The sequence below is a fragment of the Paucibacter sp. TC2R-5 genome, assembly GCF_025717605.1.
Taxonomy (GTDB): Bacteria; Pseudomonadota; Gammaproteobacteria; order Burkholderiales; family Burkholderiaceae_C; genus Paucibacter_A; species Paucibacter_A albus.
The window spans coordinates 281,534-299,018 of the sequence record NZ_JAJIRQ010000006.1 but is presented as its reverse complement, the minus strand read 5'-3'; the positions used below and the strand labels follow the sequence as shown (position 1 = coordinate 299,018).

The window sequence follows — 17,485 nt, the reverse complement described above, 5'->3', positions numbered from 1 at the left end:
TGGCTGCTTTGGCTTGCTTGCATAAGCGGCTCTAATGAATCTGAAGCTAAGCAAATCAAGCTTGCTTAGCGGGGGGCCTTGGGCGTACAACAGCACACCACAACAAGCCGCCAAGGCCCTGGAGACAAGCATGAAAGTCGGATGCCCCAAGGAAATCAAGAATCATGAATACCGCGTTGGCCTGACACCGGCCAGTGTGCGCGAGCTGACCTCGCGCGGCCATCAGGTGCTGGTGCAGACCGGCGCTGGCGCAGCGATTGGCCTGCTGGACGAGCATTACGTGGCGGCCGGCGCCAGCATGGCACCCGATGCCGCGACTGTGTTCGCGCAGGCCGACATGATCGTCAAGGTCAAGGAGCCGCAGCCGCAGGAATGCGCGATGTTGCGCGAAGGCCAGATCCTGTACACCTATCTGCACCTGGCGCCCGATCCGGAGCAGACCGCCGCGCTGGTCAAGTCGGGCGCGGTTTGTATCGCCTATGAGACCGTTACCGGTCCCGGCGGTGGCCTGCCACTGCTGGCGCCGATGAGCGAGGTGGCGGGGCGCATGTCGATTCAGGCCGGCGCGGCTCATCTGGAGAAGAGCAAGGGCGGCATGGGCGTGCTGCTGGGCGGCGTGCCCGGCGTGGCTCCGGCCCATGTGGTGATCATCGGCGCCGGCGTGGTCGGCACCCATGCGCTGCAGATGGCCGTCGGCATGGGCGCGCGCGTCACTGTGCTGGACCGCAACGTTGATCGCCTGCGGCAGCTCGATCTGGTCTTCGGCAACCGCATCAGCACTGCCTATTCGAACGTGCAAAGCCTGGAGGAATCGGTGCTGTCGGCCGACTTGGTCATAGGCGGTGTGTTGATCCCTGGTGCGGCGGCGCCCAAGCTGGTGACGCGCGAGATGATTTCGCGCATGAAGAAGGGCGCCGTGGTGGTCGACGTTGCGATCGACCAGGGCGGCTGCTTCGAGACATCGCACGCGACCACGCACGCAGATCCGACCTTTGTGGTGGACGGTGTTGTCCATTACTGCGTCGCCAATATGCCCGGCGCTGTCGCACGCACCTCGACCTTCGCACTCAATAACGCCACCATTGCCCACGCCGTGGCCTTGGCTGACAAGGGCTGGCGGCGAGCCCTGAATGACAGCCCCTACCTCTGCGCGGGCCTCAATGTGGCCTTGGGTCAGCTGACCTATGAGGCGGTGGCGCGTGATCTGGGCTATGAATATGTGCCGGCGGAAGGCTTGCTGGACTGACATTTCCATGTCGACACGCTACTCTAGGGCGGCGGCTTATTGATCCAAATCAGCCGCCCGTCACCCATCCGTCTAAAAGAGGTGTTAAGTTACGGGGTGAGATTTTTGTAGCCAAGGAGAGCATTGCCATGTCTGAAATCAACCAAGCCCATAAAGACCGCTTGATGAGCGATTTGCATTCCGTCGTGTCGGAAGCCGAGAGCCTGCTGCGTGCCACTGCAGGTTCGGCCAGCGAAGGCGCGTCCGAGTTGCGCGCCAAGGTGCAGGCCAGCTTGGACCGCGCTAAACATAACCTGGCGGACCTGCAGGACGCTGCCGTCGACAAGGCACGCGCTGCCGGCCGAGCCACCGACCTCTATGTGCATGAAAAGCCATGGCAGGCCATGGGCTTGGCGGCCGGTGTGGGCTTGCTGCTGGGTATGTTGATCAGCCGACGTTAATCAATCGGCAGTTCAGTTCGGGTAAAGCCGGCGGCGATTTATTCGGCGCCGGCTTTTGTTTGGCTCATCCAGTTTTCCAACTGGTCGGCCGGCATGGGCCGGGCGAACAAGTAACCCTGACCTTCATGGCAGCCCAGATCGAGCAGCAGCGAGCGCTGTTCTTCGGTCTCGATGCCCTCGGCGATCACGGTCAGGCCAAGCCCGCGCCCCAGGTTGATGACCATTTGCGCAATGGTGGACCCTGCCGTCGAGGTCTGCGCCTCGCGCACAAAGGCCCGGTCGATCTTGAGTCGATCCACATCCAGTTGGCGCAGATGGCTCAGCGATGAGAAGCCGGTGCCAAAGTCATCAATCGCCACGGTGATGCCTAGCTTTTTGATATTGGCCAGGATGTGCATCACCAACTCGGTGTCTTCCATGGCCATCGATTCGGTAATCTCGAGCTCCAAATTGCGGCCGGCCACGCCGATATCGCGCATGGCATTGTTCACCACGGTCATGAAGTCAGGATGGCGGAACTGCGCCAAGGAGACGTTCACGCACATGCGGAAGTCGGCATAGCCGAGCTCGATCATGTGTTTGAGTTGGTGGCAGGCCGTACGCAGCACGAACTCGCCGATGCTGATGATCAGCCCCGACTTTTCGGCCAGCGGGATGAACTGATCGGGCGGCACGAATTTGCCGTCTTCGGTGCGCCAGCGCAACAAGGCTTCGGCGCCTATCGGTTTGCCGCTGAGCAGATCAACCTGCGGCTGATAGACGACAAACAAACGGTTCTCTTCGAAGCCCGCGCGCAGGCCTTTCAGCAGTTTGAAGCGCTCGCGTGCATCGGTGCCCATGGCGGGTGAGAAGTATTCGGACGATCCGCGGTGCTGTTGTTTGGCTTGCTTGAGCGCAATCTGGGCGTCCAAGAGCAACTCCGAACCAACGGCAGCGGACTCGGTCAAGCGCACCAAGCCTGTCGTGGCCGACAACTGAAGGCGCTCTCCGGCGACCGAGAAAGGTTCCAGGAACACGTCTTGAATCGTCTCGCCGCAGACCACGGCGTTTTCACCCAGCAGGCCGAAGGTGTCCGAGCCAATCCGCGCCATCGCGGTGCTCAGGCCCAGCTTGCTGCCCAGTCGGGCCACAACAGCCTTCAAGACTTGATCGCCGAAATGGTGGCCAAAGGCGTCATTGATGTCGGAGAAATCATCCAGATCGATCAAGGCCAGCGTGACGCCGGCCGGGTCTTTCAGGTTCTTGTCCAGCAACTCGACAAAGCGGTTGCGGTTGGGTAGTTGCAGCAGCTGATCGTTATAGGCTTGATCCAGCAGCTTGCCGTACAGCACTACGTTCTCGAAACCCACCGAGATATTGGAGCAAAACGCACGCAGCAACTGCTGATCGAGATCGCTGAGCCTGCGGCCCACATCGACCAGGGCCGCCATCGGCCGCCCGTTGGAGAGGCTGAAGTAGAGGCAAGTGCCCTCGTCGTAGATGTTTTCGCGTTGGTTCAGGCAACGTTGCAGGCGCTCCCGCACCGACTTGATTTGCACAGAGGCCAGCGAGCAGTTGATCAGTCCGCTGTATTGCCCGGCGGCCGCGACGATGCGCACATCGGCCTCTGCCGCGTTTTCCATCTGCACGCAGACCATGCCTTCCGGCAAGATGCCCAACATCGCGCAGAGTTGGGTAACAACGCCCTCAGCAAAGCGGTGCAGTCCACGCAGGCGGCTCAGCTCGGTGCTGGCCTCGACGATCATTTCCAGACCGCGTCGATTCGAATCGAGCGAGCAAATCTGGCGGTAGGAGCGAATCGCGGCCGTCAACACGGTGTACAGCCGTGTGCGCGTCAGCTCGGACTTGGTCTTGTAGTCATTGATGTCATAGGCCTGCACCGTTTCGATCTCGGGCGCGTAGCCGGGCTGACCGGTGCGCAAGATGATGCGCACGGCGCCGAGCCGCAGGTCGTCTCGGATATAGCGCACCAGCTGCAGGCCGGCGTCTTCGGACTCCATCACGACATCGAGCAGGACGACCGCCAGGTCGCTCTCGCTGGTCAAGACTTGTCTGGCCTCGGCTGCCGAATTGGCATGCAAAAAAGTCAGCGGAAGGCCCTCAACCAGCAGGCCTTGCATGGCCAACTCGGTCGCCTTGTGAACGTCCCCATCGTCGTCAACGATCAAGACGCGCCATGGCTGACTCGAAGCGTGATCGCCGGCATCGCCTATTTCTGGGCCATCCAAAAATTCCAATAGATCGTCGTCGTCCTTGTGATCGGACTTGGCCGGACTGTCTGTCTCGCGCATGTGGGCCTGTGCTCCAGCCTATGGATTGACAATGGCGTAAGGGTATTTCATTTTGCACCCTGCCGCTATGCGCGCAATTGCCTATGAAGCAACGCCCGTAGCGGCATTGTTTGCGGTTATAGACGATTTGCAGCAGCATTGATCGATTGAATAGCTTGGCAAGATGTTTTTTTGGAGAAAAAGATATGAAGAGCGAGCCGGATAGCCAGGAGCGAGGCGAACAAGAGCCCGCGCCTGCGGCGGGACTGTTGGCGTCCTTACGGCGTCTGTTTGGGCATGGCCTGGAGTTGGTGCAGATCCGTGTCGAGCAAATTTCGCTGGAGTTCGAGGCTGAAAAACTCAGGCTTTTCAGCGCCCTGATTCAGTCGCTGCTAGCCTTGCTCTTGGCGGCGGCCGCGCTGGGCATGTTGAGTTTGTGCTTGTTGCTGATGACGCCGGAGACGTGGCGTTGGCTGACGGCGCTGGTCTTGGGTTTGCTTTACTTGGCGCTAGCCTGGGTTTGCTGGCGGCGGGCCGGTCGCCAGTTGAGTCAACCCGGCGGTGCCTTTGCCGGCACAGTGGCCGAGCTGGGTCGTGACCGCAATGCCTTGGAGCCCTGAATGTTTACACGCGAATTGGTCGAATTGAGGCAGCGCCAGTTGGCGCTGCGCCTGCGCAATATCGAGTTGCGCGCCGAAATGCGCGCCGAGGCCCAAGCCCTGCTCAAGCCGGTGGGCTGGTTTGGCGCAGCCGGCGGTTTGGCTGGCGCGGCGGTGATGGCGGCGGGCTTGCGGCGCCCTGGCTTCTTCAGCAAGGTGCTTGGCTTTACCAGCTTGGGCCTGCGGCTGGCGCGCTTGCTGACTGCCTTGCGCGCCAAGCCTTGAGTCTTACTTCTTCGTCTGCGGGCGACGTACGCCGGTGCTGACCGTCGTAGCGGATGTCGATCGGCGCGGCGCCGGCCGTGATCCGTTATCTCTCGGTGGCAGGCCGGTGTGCTGGGTCAGGATCTGGCCTGGGCGCGGCTTGCTGCCGAGCGCAGGTTTTGCCGCGCCGGTCGGCGTCGAGTTCTTGCGCCGCGCACTCTCGTAACTACCGTCGGTGACCGGCTGATAGGTCGGAATCAGATGATATTTGCCGTTACCGATCAGATCGGCCCGGCCCATGGTCTGCAAAGCCTCGCGCAAGAGCGGCCAGTTGTTCGCATCGTGATAGCGCAAAAAGGCCTTGTGCAGTCGCCGGCGGCGATCGCCGCGCACGATGTCCACCGTCTCGCTGGTCTCTGCGCTGCGGGTGATCTTCTTCAGCGGATTCTTGCTGGTGTGGTACATCGCTGTGGCCGTGGCCATGGGGCTGGGGTAGAAGGTCTGCACCTGATCGGCGCGAAAGCCATTCTTCTTCAGCCAGACCGCCAGATTCATCATGTCCTCGTCCGAGGTGCCCGGATGAGCGGCGATGAAGTAAGGGATCAGATACTGCTTCTTGCCGGCTTCTTCGCTGGCCTGTTCGAACATTTGCTTGAACTTGTCGTAAGTGCCGATACCGGGCTTCATCATCTTGGTCAGCGGCCCGTTCTCGGTGTGCTCGGGCGCGATCTTCAGGTAGCCGCCGACATGATGCGTTACGAGTTCTTTGACGTATTCGGGTGACTTGACGGCCAGGTCATAGCGCAGGCCGGAGCTGATCAGAATCTTCTTCACGCCCCTCAAGGCCCGCGCGCGGCGGTACATCTTGATCAGCGGATCATGATTGGTGTTGAGGTTGGAGCAGATGCCGGGGTAGACGCAAGACGGCTTGCGACAAGCGGCTTCAATTTCGGGCGACTTGCAGCCGATGCGGTACATATTGGCGGTAGGTCCCCCGAGGTCGGAAACGACGCCGGTGAAGCCCTTGACCTTGTCGCGCATCTCTTCGATTTCGCGGATCACCGAGTCCTCGCTGCGGCTCTGGATGATGCGGCCTTCGTGCTCGGTGATCGAGCAGAAAGTGCAGCCACCGAAGCAGCCGCGCATGATGTTGACGCTGAAGCGGATCATCTCCCAGGCCGGGATCTTGGTTGTCCCGTCATGGCTGCCGTTCTCGTCGGCATAGCGCGGGTGCGGTGAGCGCGCATAGTTCAGATCGAACACATGGTCCATCTCGGCCGTCGTCAGCGGGATTGGCGGAGGATTGATCCATACGTCACGGTCACCGTGCTTTTGCACCAGCGCGCGGGCATTGCCCGGGTTGGTCTCCAGGTGCAAGACGCGGTTGGCGTGGGCATACAGCACCGGGTCGCTCTTGACTTGCTCGTAAGAGGGCAGGCGCACGACGGTGCGAGCGCGGTCTGGCAGTTGGATCTTGCCGGACAGAGGTGCTGCAGCCACGGCGGCGCTGGCCATGCGCACGATCTTGATCGGCTTGCTGCCGTCGTCGCCGGGCGCCTTGACCTGGCCGGTCACGCAGGCGGCGGCCTTGTCGGTGGCGGTCTCTTCAATCGTCTGATAGGGGCTGATATGCGCATCGATGCGGCCGGGCAGATCAACGGAGGAGGAGTCCAGCTCGAACCATTCATGCGAGGTCGGATCATCGGTGCGGCGCATGAAGGAGGTGCCGCGCACATCGGTGATGCTCTCGACCGGCTGGCGCGCGGCCAAGCGGTGGGCGATCTCGACAATGGCGCGCTCGGCATTGCCGTAGACCAAGAGATCGGCCTTGGAGTCGACCAGCACCGAGCGGCGCACCTTGTCTTGCCAGTAGTCGTAATGCGCGATGCGGCGCAGCGACGCCTCGATGCCACCGATCACGATAGGCACCTCGTTCCAGGCTTCTTTGCAGCGCTGGGTGTAGACAAGCGTGGCGCGGTCGGGCCGGCTGCCGCCCTGGCCGCCCGGCGTGTAGACATCGTCGCTGCGGATCTTGCGGTCGGCCGTGTAGCGGTTGATCATCGAATCCATATTGCCGGCGGCGATGCCGAAAAATAGATTCGGTTTGCCCAAGACCTTGAAAGGCTCGGCGCTTTGCCAATCGGGCTGGGCAATGATGCCGACGCGGAAACCCTGCGCTTCCAGCGTGCGGCCAATCACCGCCATGCCGAAGCTCGGGTGGTCCACATAGGCGTCGCCGGTGACGATGATGATGTCGCAGGAATCCCAGCCGAGCTGATCCATCTCGGCCCGGCTCATGGGCAGAAAAGGGGCGTGACCAAAACGCTTGGCCCAGAACGGGCGATAAGCCGTCAGGGCCTTGACTGGTTTCGGTGCGGTGAGGGTTGGGTGTGCGGACACGGCGGCAATTCTTTGGAGAGCAACCCGCGATTGTCCCTGACTTAGGACAAACCCGCTCATTGCCATCAAAAATCAAGGGCTTAAGCCCAGCAAGTGGCGGGCTTTGTTCATGCTTTGCTGATGAATCGGACTTACAGCTACTGCGTATCAAGCTGGCTGCTGCGCCTGCAAATTCCGACTTGCCCGAGCCGAGTGCGCTCTTCCTCGCTCATTGGCGGCAGCAAATTAACGTCCTTGGAGGCCAAACTGGTCAAGAAGCCTTCCACAGCAGCTTGCCCGACTTCCAGCAAATCGAAGGAGCTGGGGTCCATCATCCATTGGTGCAGCAGCCCGTCCACCAGGGCGACCAGGGAGACCGCCGCGATGCGCGTGTCCAGGCTGCTAGGCAATTGGCCCAAGCCCACAGCGTGATTGAACGCGGCGCGATTTTGCTCGCGCCACTCGCGGTGCGAGGCAAGTTTGCGCTCCTGCAGGGCCTGCATCTCGCCGGTGTACTCGACCTTTTGCATCGCGATCTCGAACACCCGGCGGGTGCGTTCGTTGTGCATGGCAGAGTAGAAAACGTTGACCAAACCCCAGCGCAATTCCGTCAGCGTCAGGTGGGCGGCGGCCGCGCTGGGCGGGTGCATGCCTTCTTCGAGCGGCATGGTGGCGCGCTCCATCATCGCGTTGAACAACTCGGCCTTGTCCTGGAAATGCCAGTAGATCGCCCCGCGCGTCACGCCCGCCGCCAAGGCAATGTCCTGCAGCGAGCAGCGTGAGACGCCGCGTTGCTGGAACAGCAGTTCAGCTGCGTCGAGCAAGCGGTTGCGCGTTTCCTGTGCTTCGAGTTTGGTTTTTCTGGCCATCGTGGGGATATTTTAACCCTATTTACATACATGCGTGAATGTATGTATAGAATGCGAGCCATTCTTGTTCAGTTGCCTCAACACATTTGCCTCCCATCACCATGCCGACAAAAAACGCATCTTTGACCCCACGCGCGCTGAGTACCGGCGCTCGGGTTCTCTATCTGATTCCCTTGGTCATCGCCGTGGCTGCCGCATTGAGTGCCTGTGGCGGCGGCACCGACAAGCCCGCAGCCGGAGGTGGCGCGCCCCCACCACCGCAGGTTGGCGTGATCAGCGCTCAGCAGCAGGCCGTGGCCTTGCAGACCGAATTGCCCGGTCGGGTCGAAGCCTTGCGCACCGCGCAGGTGAGGGCGCGCGTCAATGGCGTGGTGCTCAAGCGCTTGTTTACCGAAGGTGCTGAAGTCAAAGCCGGTGAGGCCTTGTTCCAGATCGACCCCGCGCCCTACCAGGCCGCGCTGGACAGCGCGCAGGCCAACTTGGCCAAGGCGCAGGCCAATCTGAGCCAGGCAGCGGCGCAAGCGGAACGCAACAAGCCTTTGTATGAGGGCAGGGCGATCTCGCAGCAGGAATACTTGATATCGGTCGCGTCCGCCAAGTCCGCCGAGGCCGATGTGGCCGCAGCCAAAGCGACCATTACTGGCGCTAAATTGAATCTGGACTATGCCCATGTGACGGCACCGATCTCCGGCCGCATCGGGCGTGCGCTGGTGACCGAGGGCGCCTTGGTCAGTGCAGCGGAAGCGACACAGCTGGCGCTGATTCAGCAAACCTCCAGCGTGTTCGTTAACTTCACCCAAAGCGCCAACGAGGTGCAGCAATTGCGCCGGGCACTGAATGCAGGGCAATTGCGCAAGCTCGGCTCAAAGACGGGCCAGCCCGCGGCGGAAGTGCGCATCGTGTTGGATGACGGCAGCGAGCTCAAGCAGCCCGGTCGTCTGCTGTTCACCGATTTGAGTGTGGACCCCACTTCGGGTCAAGTGACGCTGCGTGCCGAAGTCTCGAATGCTGAAGTTCAGCTTCTGCCCGGCCAATATGTGCGGGTGCGTCTGGTGCAGGCCGAGTTGCCGGCCGGTATTCTGCTGCCGCAGCAAGCGGTCAAGCGGGGCAATCAGGGTGACTCGGTGCTGGTCGTTGGCCCCGACAACAAGCCGCTGGCGCGACAGGTCAAGATCGGCCAAGCAGCCGGCAATCAATGGGTGGTGCTGGAGGGTCTGAAGGTCGGCGAGCAAGTCATTGTTGACGGCTTCCAGAAGATGTTCGTGCCCGGCGCGCCGGTGACGCCGGTGCCTTGGATGGCAGCTTCGGCTCCAGCCGCTTCGGCGTCCGCGCCTATGGCTGCAGCTTCGGCTGCCAGCCACTAAGCGGAGGGTCACGCAATGGCACGTTTTTTCATTGATCGACCGATTTTTGCCTGGGTGATTGCGCTGTTCATTTTGGTGTTTGGCGCTGTCGCCATCACCAAATTGCCGGTCGCCCAGTATCCGACCGTGGCGCCACCGTCGCTGGTCATCAGCACCGTCTATCCGGGAGCTTCGGCCAAGACCCTGGACGAGAGCGTTATTTCCGTGATCGAGCAAGAGCTCAACGGCGCGCCCGGTCTGGCCTATCTGGAATCAGTCAGCCAGGCCAACGGCACCGGTGCGATCACCGTCACCTTCGAGCCCGGCACCAATATCGACTTGGCTCAGGTCGAGATCCAGAACCGCATGGGCCGCGCCTCGCCGCGTCTGCCTTCGGCCGTGGTCCAGCAGGGCGTGCGCATCGACAAGGCGCGCAGCAACTTCTTATTGTTCGTCACCTTGTCGTCCAAGCATGGGACCATGGATCCCGTGCAATTGGGTGATTACGCCTCGCGCAACATCATCCCCGAGATCCAGCGCCTGCCCGGCATCGGCCAGGCCCAGCTCTTCGGCACCGAGCGGGCGATGCGTATCTGGCTGGACCCGGCCAAGATGTTGTCTTTCAATATCAGCCCGTCCGAAGTCAATAACGCGATCCGCAATCAGAACGCCTTGGTGCCAGCCGGCACGCTGGGTGATCTGCCGAATCTGTCGACTCAGACCATGTCGGCCACGGTGGTGGTCAAGGGTCAGCTGGAGAGTGCTGCGCAGTTCCAGAATGTGGTGCTGCGCGCCAACGCCGACGGCTCAAGCGTGCGCCTCAAGGACGTCGCCCGCATTGAGCTGGGTGGCCAGAGCTATGGCTCCTACTCGCGCCTGAACGGCAAGCCATCCACCGGCATCGGCATCCAGCTGGCGCCGAGCGGCAATGCACTGGCGGCCGCCGATGCGGTCAAGGCGCGCATGCTGGAATTGCAGCGCTACTTCCCTGAGGACGTCAATTACGAGATCCCCTACGACTCGTCCAAGTTCGTCGACATCTCGATCAAGCAAGTGGTGACGACCTTGTTCGAAGCCATCGTGCTGGTCTTCCTGGTGATGTATCTGTTCCTGCAGAACTGGCGCTACACCTTGATCCCGACCCTGGTCGTGCCGATTGCTTTGCTGGGCACCTTTGCCATCATGCTGACCATGGGTTTTTCCATCAACGTGCTGACGCTGTTCGGCATGGTGCTTGCGATCGGCATCCTGGTTGACGATGCCATCGTGGTGGTCGAGAACGTCGAGCGCATCATGAACGAGGAGGGCCTGTCGCCGCTGGAGGCCACCCGCAAGGCGATGGGGCAGATCTCCGGCGCCATCATCGGCATCACCGTGGTGCTGGTCTCGGTGTTCGTGCCGATGGCCTTCTTTGCCGGCTCGGTCGGCAATATCTACCGCCAGTTCTCGCTCGCCATGGTGGCGGCGATGCTCTTGTCCGCGTTGATGGCGCTGACGCTGACGCCGGCGCTGTGCGCGACGCTGCTCAAGCCGGTGCAGGCCGGCCATGCCCATGCCAAGACCGGCTTCTTCGGCTGGTTCAACCGAGGTTTCTCGCGCACCGCCAAGGGCTACGAGGGCTGGGTCGCCAAGCTGCTGCGCCGCAGCGGTCGGGTCTTGATCATTTATGTGGCGCTGGTCGCCGTCGTCGGCCTGCTCTATGTGCGCATGCCAACCTCCTTCCTACCCAATGAAGATCAGGGCTATCTGATCGTCAATGTGCAACTGCCGCCGGGTGCGACGACCAATCGCACCGAAGCTGCGGTCAAGCAGGTGGAAGACTTCATGCTCAAGCAGCCCGAGGTGCAAGCCACCGTCGGCGTGATCGGCTTCTCGTTCTCCGGCCAGGGCCAGAATGCCGCGCTGGTGTTCGTGCCGCTGAAGCCCTGGAGCGAACGCCATGGCCCCGAGCACAGCGCGCAGGCGCTGGCCGGGCGAGCCTTCGGCGCGATGATGGCGGTGCGCGATGCCTTCATCTTCCCGCTCTCGCCGCCGCCCATCCCCGAGCTGGGCACGGCCTCTGGCTTCGCCCTGCGTCTGCAGGACCGCGCCGGCCTAGGCCATGAGGCCTTGCTGAATGCGCGCAATCAGCTGATGGGCATGGCATCCAAGAGCAAGGTCATCACCGGCATGCGGCCGGACGGTCTGGAAGACGCGCCGCAGCTGCAGGTCGAGATCGACCGCGACAAGGCCAATGCCCTGGGCGTCGCCTATGAGTCGGTGGCGGCGGTAATCGGCACCCAGCTGGGTTCGGCCTATATCAATGACTTCCCGAGCAGTGGACGGTTGCAGCGCGTGATCGTGCAGGCCGAGGCCGCCGCGCGCATGAAGCCGGAGGACTTGCTCAAGCTCAATGTCAACAACAACCTGGGCAAGAGTGTGCCGCTGTCGGCCTTCGCCACCACGCATTGGACCAGCGGTCAGATGCAGGCGGTGCGCTACAACGGCTACCCGGCGATGCGTCTGGCCGGTGATGCCGCTGTGGGCTCTTCCACCGGCGACGCGATGAAGGAGCTCGAGCAGATGATCACCAAGCTGCCGGCCGGTATCGGCTATGAGTGGACCGGGCTGTCGCGTGAAGAAAAGCTGTCGGGCTCGCAGGCGACCATCCTGCTGGTGTTCTCGCTGCTGGCAGTGTTCTTGTGCCTGGCTGCGCTGTATGAGAGCTGGACCATTCCGCTGGCGGTTCTGCTGGTGGTGCCGCTGGGCCTGCTGGGAGCCTTGGCTGGCGTGTCGCTGCGCGGCATGCCCAATGACGTGTTTCTGAAAGTGGGCCTGATCACCATCATCGGCCTGTCGGCCAAGAACGCGATCCTGATCATCGAGTTCGCCAAGGACTTGCAGGCCGAGGGCCTGGGGCTGATCGAATCGATTCTGCAAGCCTGTCATCTGCGCTTCCGGCCCATCATCATGACCTCGATGGCTTTCATCTTGGGTGTGATGCCTTTGGTGTTCGCCAGCGGCGCGGGCTCGGCCAGCCAGCGCGCCATCGGTACCGGTGTGATGGCCGGCATGATCTCGGCCACCGTCTTGGCGGTCTTGTTCGTGCCCGTGTTCTTCTTGGTGGTGCGGCGCATCTTCCCGGGCACCGAGCGGCAACGCCAGCTCAGCGCCCAACATCATCTCGGTGCTGGTGTCGCTCCAGCATCGACTCAGGAGCAAGCACCATGATTCGCCCAAGTTTTTCAATCAGTCTGATTGCGGCAGCATCAACCCTGCTGCTCAGCGCTTGCATGTCTTTGGCGCCTGAGCACAAGACGCCGGCGGCGCCGGTGGCTGCCACCTGGCTTCATGCCGAAGGCAGCTCCTCGGCCGCTGTTTCGGCGGTCGAGCTGCCCTGGCAGAGTTTCTACGCCGCCGACGCCCGGCTCAGCGAGCTGATCGCAATCGCCCTCAAGAACAACCGCGATCTGCGCGTGGCGCTGCTCAATGTCGAGCAGGCACGCGCGCTGGCGCGGGTGGCTGACGCCAACCGTTGGCCGACCGTCAATGCCGGCCTCAGCGCCAACCGGCAGCCCAAAACAGACGGCAGCGGAGGTAGCAGCAATAACTACCAGGCCGGACTGCAGATCAGCGCTTTCGAGCTCGATTTGTTCGGGCGCGTGAAGAGCCAAAGTGACGCTGCGCTGGCGCGTTACCTGGCCAGCGCGGAGGGTGGCCGCGCAGCGCAAATCAGCCTGGTGGCCGGCGTGGCTTCCAGCTATCTGGCGCTGCAAGCCGACCAGGAGCTCCTGCTCTTGGCCCGCCAGACCTTGGCCGCCCGCGAGGACACCTTGCGCTTGACGCGCATGAAGTTTGACGGCGGCGCCGGCTCGGCCCTGGACCTGAGCTCTGCCGAGTCCGCTGCGGCGGCTGCACGCGCCAGCCTCGCACAGGCCAAGCGCCAGCGCGAGCAGAGCGAGAACGGCCTGGTGTTGCTGCTCGGCCAGCCCCTGCCAAGCGACTTGGCTCAAGGCCAGCAATTGGCGGCCGCTCAGGTGTTCGAGCTGCCGGCCGGCCTGCCGTCCGAGGTCTTGATCAAACGCCCCGATGTCTTGCAGGCGGAGCAATTGCTGATTGCGGCGAACGCCAATATCGGCGCAGCGCGGGCGGCCTTTTTCCCGTCCATCAGCCTGACCACCAGCTTGGGGACGGCCAGCAATGAGTTGTCGCAGCTGTTCAGCAACACGGTCTGGAGTCTGGGTGCGCAAGCGCTGATGCCGATCTTTGATGCCGGGCGCAATCAGGCCAATCTGGAAGCCAGCAAAGCGGCGCAAGCGATTGCTGTCGCGCAGTACGAAAAGGCGGTGCAACAGGCTTTCCGTGAAGTAGCCGACGCCTTGGCGGGCCGCGCCACTTATGCGGAGCAAACGCAGGCACAGCTTGAGCAGGCGCGCGCCGAGGCCGAGCGGCTGCGCTTGGTGGAGCTGCGGTTTGCCAATGGCGCATCGAACAGCCTGGAGCTGCTGGACGCTCAACGTGCCAGTTATGCCGCGCAACAGGCCTTGTTGCAGACCCGCCTGGGTTTGCTGCTGAACAATGTGCAGTTGTACAAGGCGCTGGGCGGCGGCCTGGCCAAGAGCTAACTTGCCGGCCGCTTGAACGCAAAAAGGCGCTCCTCGGAGCGCCTTTTCTTATTGGCTTATGAGTTCGCGTGCATCAATGCGCGCGCACCCAGGCCAAGCCTTCGGACGTGGCGTAGCGCATCGCAGCGCGCTGGCTGATGAAACGCGGGGTGAAGCGCATCACACGGTCATGGCTGGCCATGCCGCGACCTGAGCGGATTGAAACAGACGCAGCAAAACTGCCATCGTCCTGGGGTTTGATCATGGGTGAGACAAGATATTTGCCCACCTCAATGCTGTTTTTAGTTTGCATTTTTTTTGAGAGAGGTGTGCGCCATGACAGATGTCGCGGCGCGATATGGCGAAGGGGATTTGCTTATTGACTGCGTGATCGGGGGTCGCGCATGGGGTCGTGAGTCTTCGTGGCCTCAAACGACGGTAATGGCTTGGTCTTGGCTTGGTGGGCGCTTGACAGGTGCCGGGCTCAATGGGCCGACCTTGATATTCGCTTGCCTGGATTTGTAATTATTTTGGCAAGGTGAAACTGCGGCGCATTGTGGGTCAATGGGGCGCATTGGTTTTGTTGGGGGCAAAACCGTTTGATCTGGTGAGATCAAATTTGAAACGGGCAAAACTTGTAAATCAAAACAAAAGGGTCAGCACTTGCGCGCCAACCCTTTTTAGTGACGGCGCTTGCGCGCCGTACCGGGGCTTTTACAGGCCGCGGATGTTCGAAGCTTGCAGACCCTTAGGGCCTTGCTTGACTTCAAACTCAACCTTTTGGTTTTCGGCCAAAGTGCGGAAACCGCCGTTGTTGCGGATTTCGCTGTGGTGAGCGAACAGATCCTTGGAGCCGTCTTCAGGCGTGATGAAGCCGAAGCCCTTGCCGTCGTCGAACCATTTCACGGTGCCAGTTTGCATTGTTGTCATGATGTGTTCCTTTTGAACAAAATAAAAAACACTTCGCGGCTCGCGACAACGCGAGACCTTCGAAGACAGAAACACTCAAGAACAGTCAAACGGGGAGTTGAAACTGAAGCGAGCCTAGCGCGACGAATAAAGCGTACGTACGGCGGGGCTGCAGATTGAAGACCTTGAAGAAACGGTCTTGTGCGTATCTATCCGATGAATGTAACACGAAAGTTATAGCTCTGTCGAGGAGTTTGAGTTTTCTCTGACTCATGCGGCATAAATCTTGACCGCCACGCCGCTGAGCACGGCGTTGCCGGAGAGCGGGTCGCGCAGGCTGTCATTCATCAGGGCATTCAGATTGACGCCAGGCTTGATGCCTGCGATGGCCATTCGAACGCCGGGCAAGTCATGTCCCCAGCCATGCGGCAGGCTGACCACACCGGCCGACATGTCCACGCTCAATGCCACCCGCACTTGCAGCTCGCCCAAGTCGCTGCTGAGCTTGGCTTGGCTGCCGTCGCCCAGACCCAGCCGCGCGGCGTCCTGCGGATTGATGAACAGGGTGCAGCGCTCCGGTCCCTTGGCCAGCAGCGGCAGGTTGTGCATCCAGCTATTGCCCGAACGCAGGTCACGCCGGCCTATCAGGCTGAACTCGGGCGCCGGCAAGCTCAATGCCGCGTCGACATATTGCAGATCCGCCAGCAGCGAAGGCGGAGCCAGCTCGATGCGGCCGGACGGCGTGCGCAACAACTCGGGGATGCGCGGCTGCAAAGGGCCGAGGTCGATGCCGCCATCGGCTGCCTTGATCTTGGCGAGGGTCAGGTCTTGCTCTGCGGCTCCACCATAAGGCCCGGTGCGCAGCGCCAAGTCGATCAAGCGCTCCGGCCCGCGCAGGCCGGCGAGTTGTTGTGACAAGGTGGTGGCAGTGGCGGGTCCCAAGCGCTGCAGATCTGCGGCGATGGCAGCGTCGTCCAACTCGGTCAAATCGGCGCGCCAATCGCGGCCCTCGAGCATGGCCGTCAGCCGCAACAGGGTTTCCCATTCTTCGGGCTGCCCGTTTGGCTTGGCAAACACCGGGCCGGAAAAGCGGGCGTGGTTGCGAAATGACAGCTGCGGGAAAGCGACGTCAAAGTGCAGGTCTTCCAGCGGCGATAGCCCCGGCAGGATCACGTCGGCATGGCGGCTGGTCTCGTTCAGGTAGATATCCAGGCTGAGCATGAAGTCCATGCCCTCGAGCGCGCGGGCAAGGCGCGGCCCGTTGGGCGTCGACAGCACCGGGTTGGCGGCTATGCAGATCAAGGCGCGGACCTGACCGGCACCGGCGGTTTCGATTTCTTCGGCCAAGCAGGTGATGGGCATTTCTCCAAACACCTCGGGCGCGCTGGACACCCGGCTGCTGCGCCGCCCGGTGCTGATGCCTCGGCCACTGCCGGGCTTGCCCTGGGTATTGGCCGCGAAGGCCGCCGCTTTGGGGAACATCGCGCCGCCGGGCGCATCCAGATGGCCGCTGAGTATGTTCAGCACATCGACCAGCCAGCTATTGAGCGTGCCGAAACGCTGCGTGCAAGTGCCGGTCCGCCCGTAAACCGCTGCGCATTTGGCGGCGGCCAACTCGCGGGCCAAGCGGCGCAGCGTGATTGCATCAATGCCGCAACCGGACGCCATGCGCTCGGGCGTGAAGTTAGCGGTCTCAGCGCGCAGCTCCTCCAGCCCGTTGATGTGTTCGCCCAGCCGGCCGGTGCGCACCAGACCTTCGGAGAACAGCGTGTTGACCATGGCCAAGAGCATGAAAACATCGCCGTTCGGCCGGATCGCCAGATGCTCGTCGGCCGCCGCTGCCGTCTCGCTGCGGCGCGGGTCAACCACGACGATGCGGCCACCACGGGCGCGCATCGCTTTGGCCTTGCCGCGATAGTCGGGCACGGTCCAGAGGCTGCCATTGCTGACCATGGGGTTGGCGCCCAGGATCAAGAGCCAGTCGCAGCGCTCGATATCGGGTACCGGGATCGACAGCCAATGCCCGAACATCAGGCCGCTCGAGAGCTGCTTGGGCATCTGGTCCAGGGTCGAGGCCGAGAAAATATTGCGCGTGCCGAGGGCACGGGCCAGACGCGGGAAGTAGCTCAAGAGGCTGATCTTGTGGGCGGCAGGGTTGCCAATCACGCTGGCGATCGAATCGGGACCGTATTGTTCAATCACCGGCAACAAACGCTTGGCCACTTCACCCAGCGCCTCGTCCCAGCTGGCTTCAACAAAGCTTCCCTCACGTTTGATCAAAGGCTGGCGCAGGCGGTCGGGGTCTTCGTGCAGGTCCTTCAGTGACACGCCCTTGGGGCAGATAAAGCCGCGGCTGAACACATCCTGCTCTGCGCCGCGGATGCTGATGACCTTGTCGCCTTGGGTTTGAAGCTCCAGCCCGCAACAGGCCTCGCATAAAGGGCAGATGCGGTAATGCGTCTTTAGCGTGTCGTTCATGGTTCTCCATTCCAAATCAATCGACGAAGGTTGGAGCGAATTCTGTGGCCTGAGCCTCGCTATGCAGGTCTTCTAGGCGACAGCGGCGCGCTATCTTGCATACTG

Annotated in this window: 13 protein-coding genes; 7 read left to right on the top strand and 6 right to left on the bottom strand. The window is 61.9% G+C overall.

Features of this window, described 5'->3' with window-relative positions; genetic code table 11:
* The first annotated feature begins 130 nt into the window (after window positions 1-130).
* Both ald and LNV08_RS16000 read left to right on the top strand, forming a co-directional pair.
* Window positions 131-1,246: an alanine dehydrogenase gene (ald, locus tag LNV08_RS16005; RefSeq protein WP_263534719.1), complete on the top strand. Its 1,116-nt coding sequence runs from the start codon at window positions 131-133 to the stop codon at window positions 1,244-1,246.
* A 128-nt stretch (window positions 1,247-1,374) separates the two neighbouring features.
* A complete protein-coding gene (locus LNV08_RS16000) occupies window positions 1,375-1,686 on the top strand; it encodes a DUF883 family protein (RefSeq protein ID WP_263534718.1) in 312 nt (103 codons plus the stop codon).
* Between the two features lie 38 nt (window positions 1,687-1,724).
* Here LNV08_RS16000 and LNV08_RS15995 read toward each other — a convergent pair whose 3' ends face one another.
* Window positions 1,725-3,977: an EAL domain-containing protein gene (locus tag LNV08_RS15995; protein ID WP_263534717.1), complete on the bottom strand. Its 2,253-nt coding sequence runs from the start codon at window positions 3,975-3,977 to the stop codon at window positions 1,725-1,727.
* A gap of 185 nt (window positions 3,978-4,162) precedes the next feature.
* On the opposite strand from LNV08_RS15995, the gene LNV08_RS15990 reads away from it, so the two are divergent.
* Window positions 4,163-4,576: a phage holin family protein gene (locus LNV08_RS15990; RefSeq protein WP_263534716.1), complete on the top strand. Its 414-nt coding sequence runs from the start codon at window positions 4,163-4,165 to the stop codon at window positions 4,574-4,576.
* Window positions 4,577-4,840 (top strand): hypothetical protein, encoded by a 264-nt coding sequence (locus LNV08_RS15985; RefSeq protein ID WP_263534715.1) that lies wholly within the window; start codon window positions 4,577-4,579, stop codon window positions 4,838-4,840.
* A gap of 3 nt (window positions 4,841-4,843) precedes the next feature.
* On the opposite strand, the gene LNV08_RS15980 is transcribed toward LNV08_RS15985, so the two are convergent.
* On the bottom strand, window positions 4,844-7,219 hold the full coding sequence (locus tag LNV08_RS15980) for a YgiQ family radical SAM protein (protein WP_263534714.1): 2,376 nt from the start codon (window positions 7,217-7,219) through the stop codon (window positions 4,844-4,846).
* A gap of 137 nt (window positions 7,220-7,356) precedes the next feature.
* Complete coding sequence (locus LNV08_RS15975; RefSeq protein WP_263534713.1) at window positions 7,357-8,067, bottom strand: TetR family transcriptional regulator; 711 nt, start codon at window positions 8,065-8,067, stop codon at window positions 7,357-7,359.
* Window positions 8,068-8,168: 101 nt separating this feature from the next.
* On the opposite strand from LNV08_RS15975, the gene LNV08_RS15970 reads away from it, so the two are divergent.
* From LNV08_RS15970 to LNV08_RS15960, 3 genes are read left to right on the top strand one after another with little or no spacing between them, the layout of a single operon-like run.
* On the top strand, window positions 8,169-9,431 hold the full coding sequence (locus LNV08_RS15970; RefSeq protein ID WP_263534712.1) for an efflux RND transporter periplasmic adaptor subunit: 1,263 nt from the start codon (window positions 8,169-8,171) through the stop codon (window positions 9,429-9,431).
* A 15-nt stretch (window positions 9,432-9,446) separates the two neighbouring features.
* Window positions 9,447-12,620, top strand: coding sequence for an efflux RND transporter permease subunit (locus LNV08_RS15965; RefSeq protein ID WP_263534711.1), 3,174 nt, complete (start codon window positions 9,447-9,449; stop codon window positions 12,618-12,620).
* Entirely contained in the window at window positions 12,617-14,014 is a 1,398-nt protein-coding gene (locus LNV08_RS15960; protein WP_263534710.1) for an efflux transporter outer membrane subunit, read from the top strand. Before LNV08_RS15965 ends, LNV08_RS15960 begins: the two co-directional genes overlap by 4 nt.
* Before the next feature lie 73 nt (window positions 14,015-14,087).
* On the opposite strand, the gene LNV08_RS15955 is transcribed toward LNV08_RS15960, so the two are convergent.
* The 3 genes from LNV08_RS15955 to LNV08_RS15945 form a co-directional block, all read right to left on the bottom strand.
* A complete protein-coding gene (locus LNV08_RS15955; RefSeq protein ID WP_411969337.1) occupies window positions 14,088-14,258 on the bottom strand; it encodes a hypothetical protein in 171 nt (56 codons plus the stop codon).
* Window positions 14,259-14,707: 449 nt separating this feature from the next.
* Window positions 14,708-14,914 carry a cold-shock protein gene (locus LNV08_RS15950; RefSeq protein ID WP_263534780.1) on the bottom strand — a complete coding sequence of 69 codons (207 nt, stop codon included), beginning with the start codon at window positions 14,912-14,914 and terminating at the stop codon, window positions 14,708-14,710.
* Between the two features lie 258 nt (window positions 14,915-15,172).
* Window positions 15,173-17,380, bottom strand: coding sequence for a molybdopterin-dependent oxidoreductase (locus tag LNV08_RS15945; RefSeq protein ID WP_263534708.1), 2,208 nt, complete (start codon window positions 17,378-17,380; stop codon window positions 15,173-15,175).
* Between the last annotated feature and the right edge of the window lie 105 nt (window positions 17,381-17,485).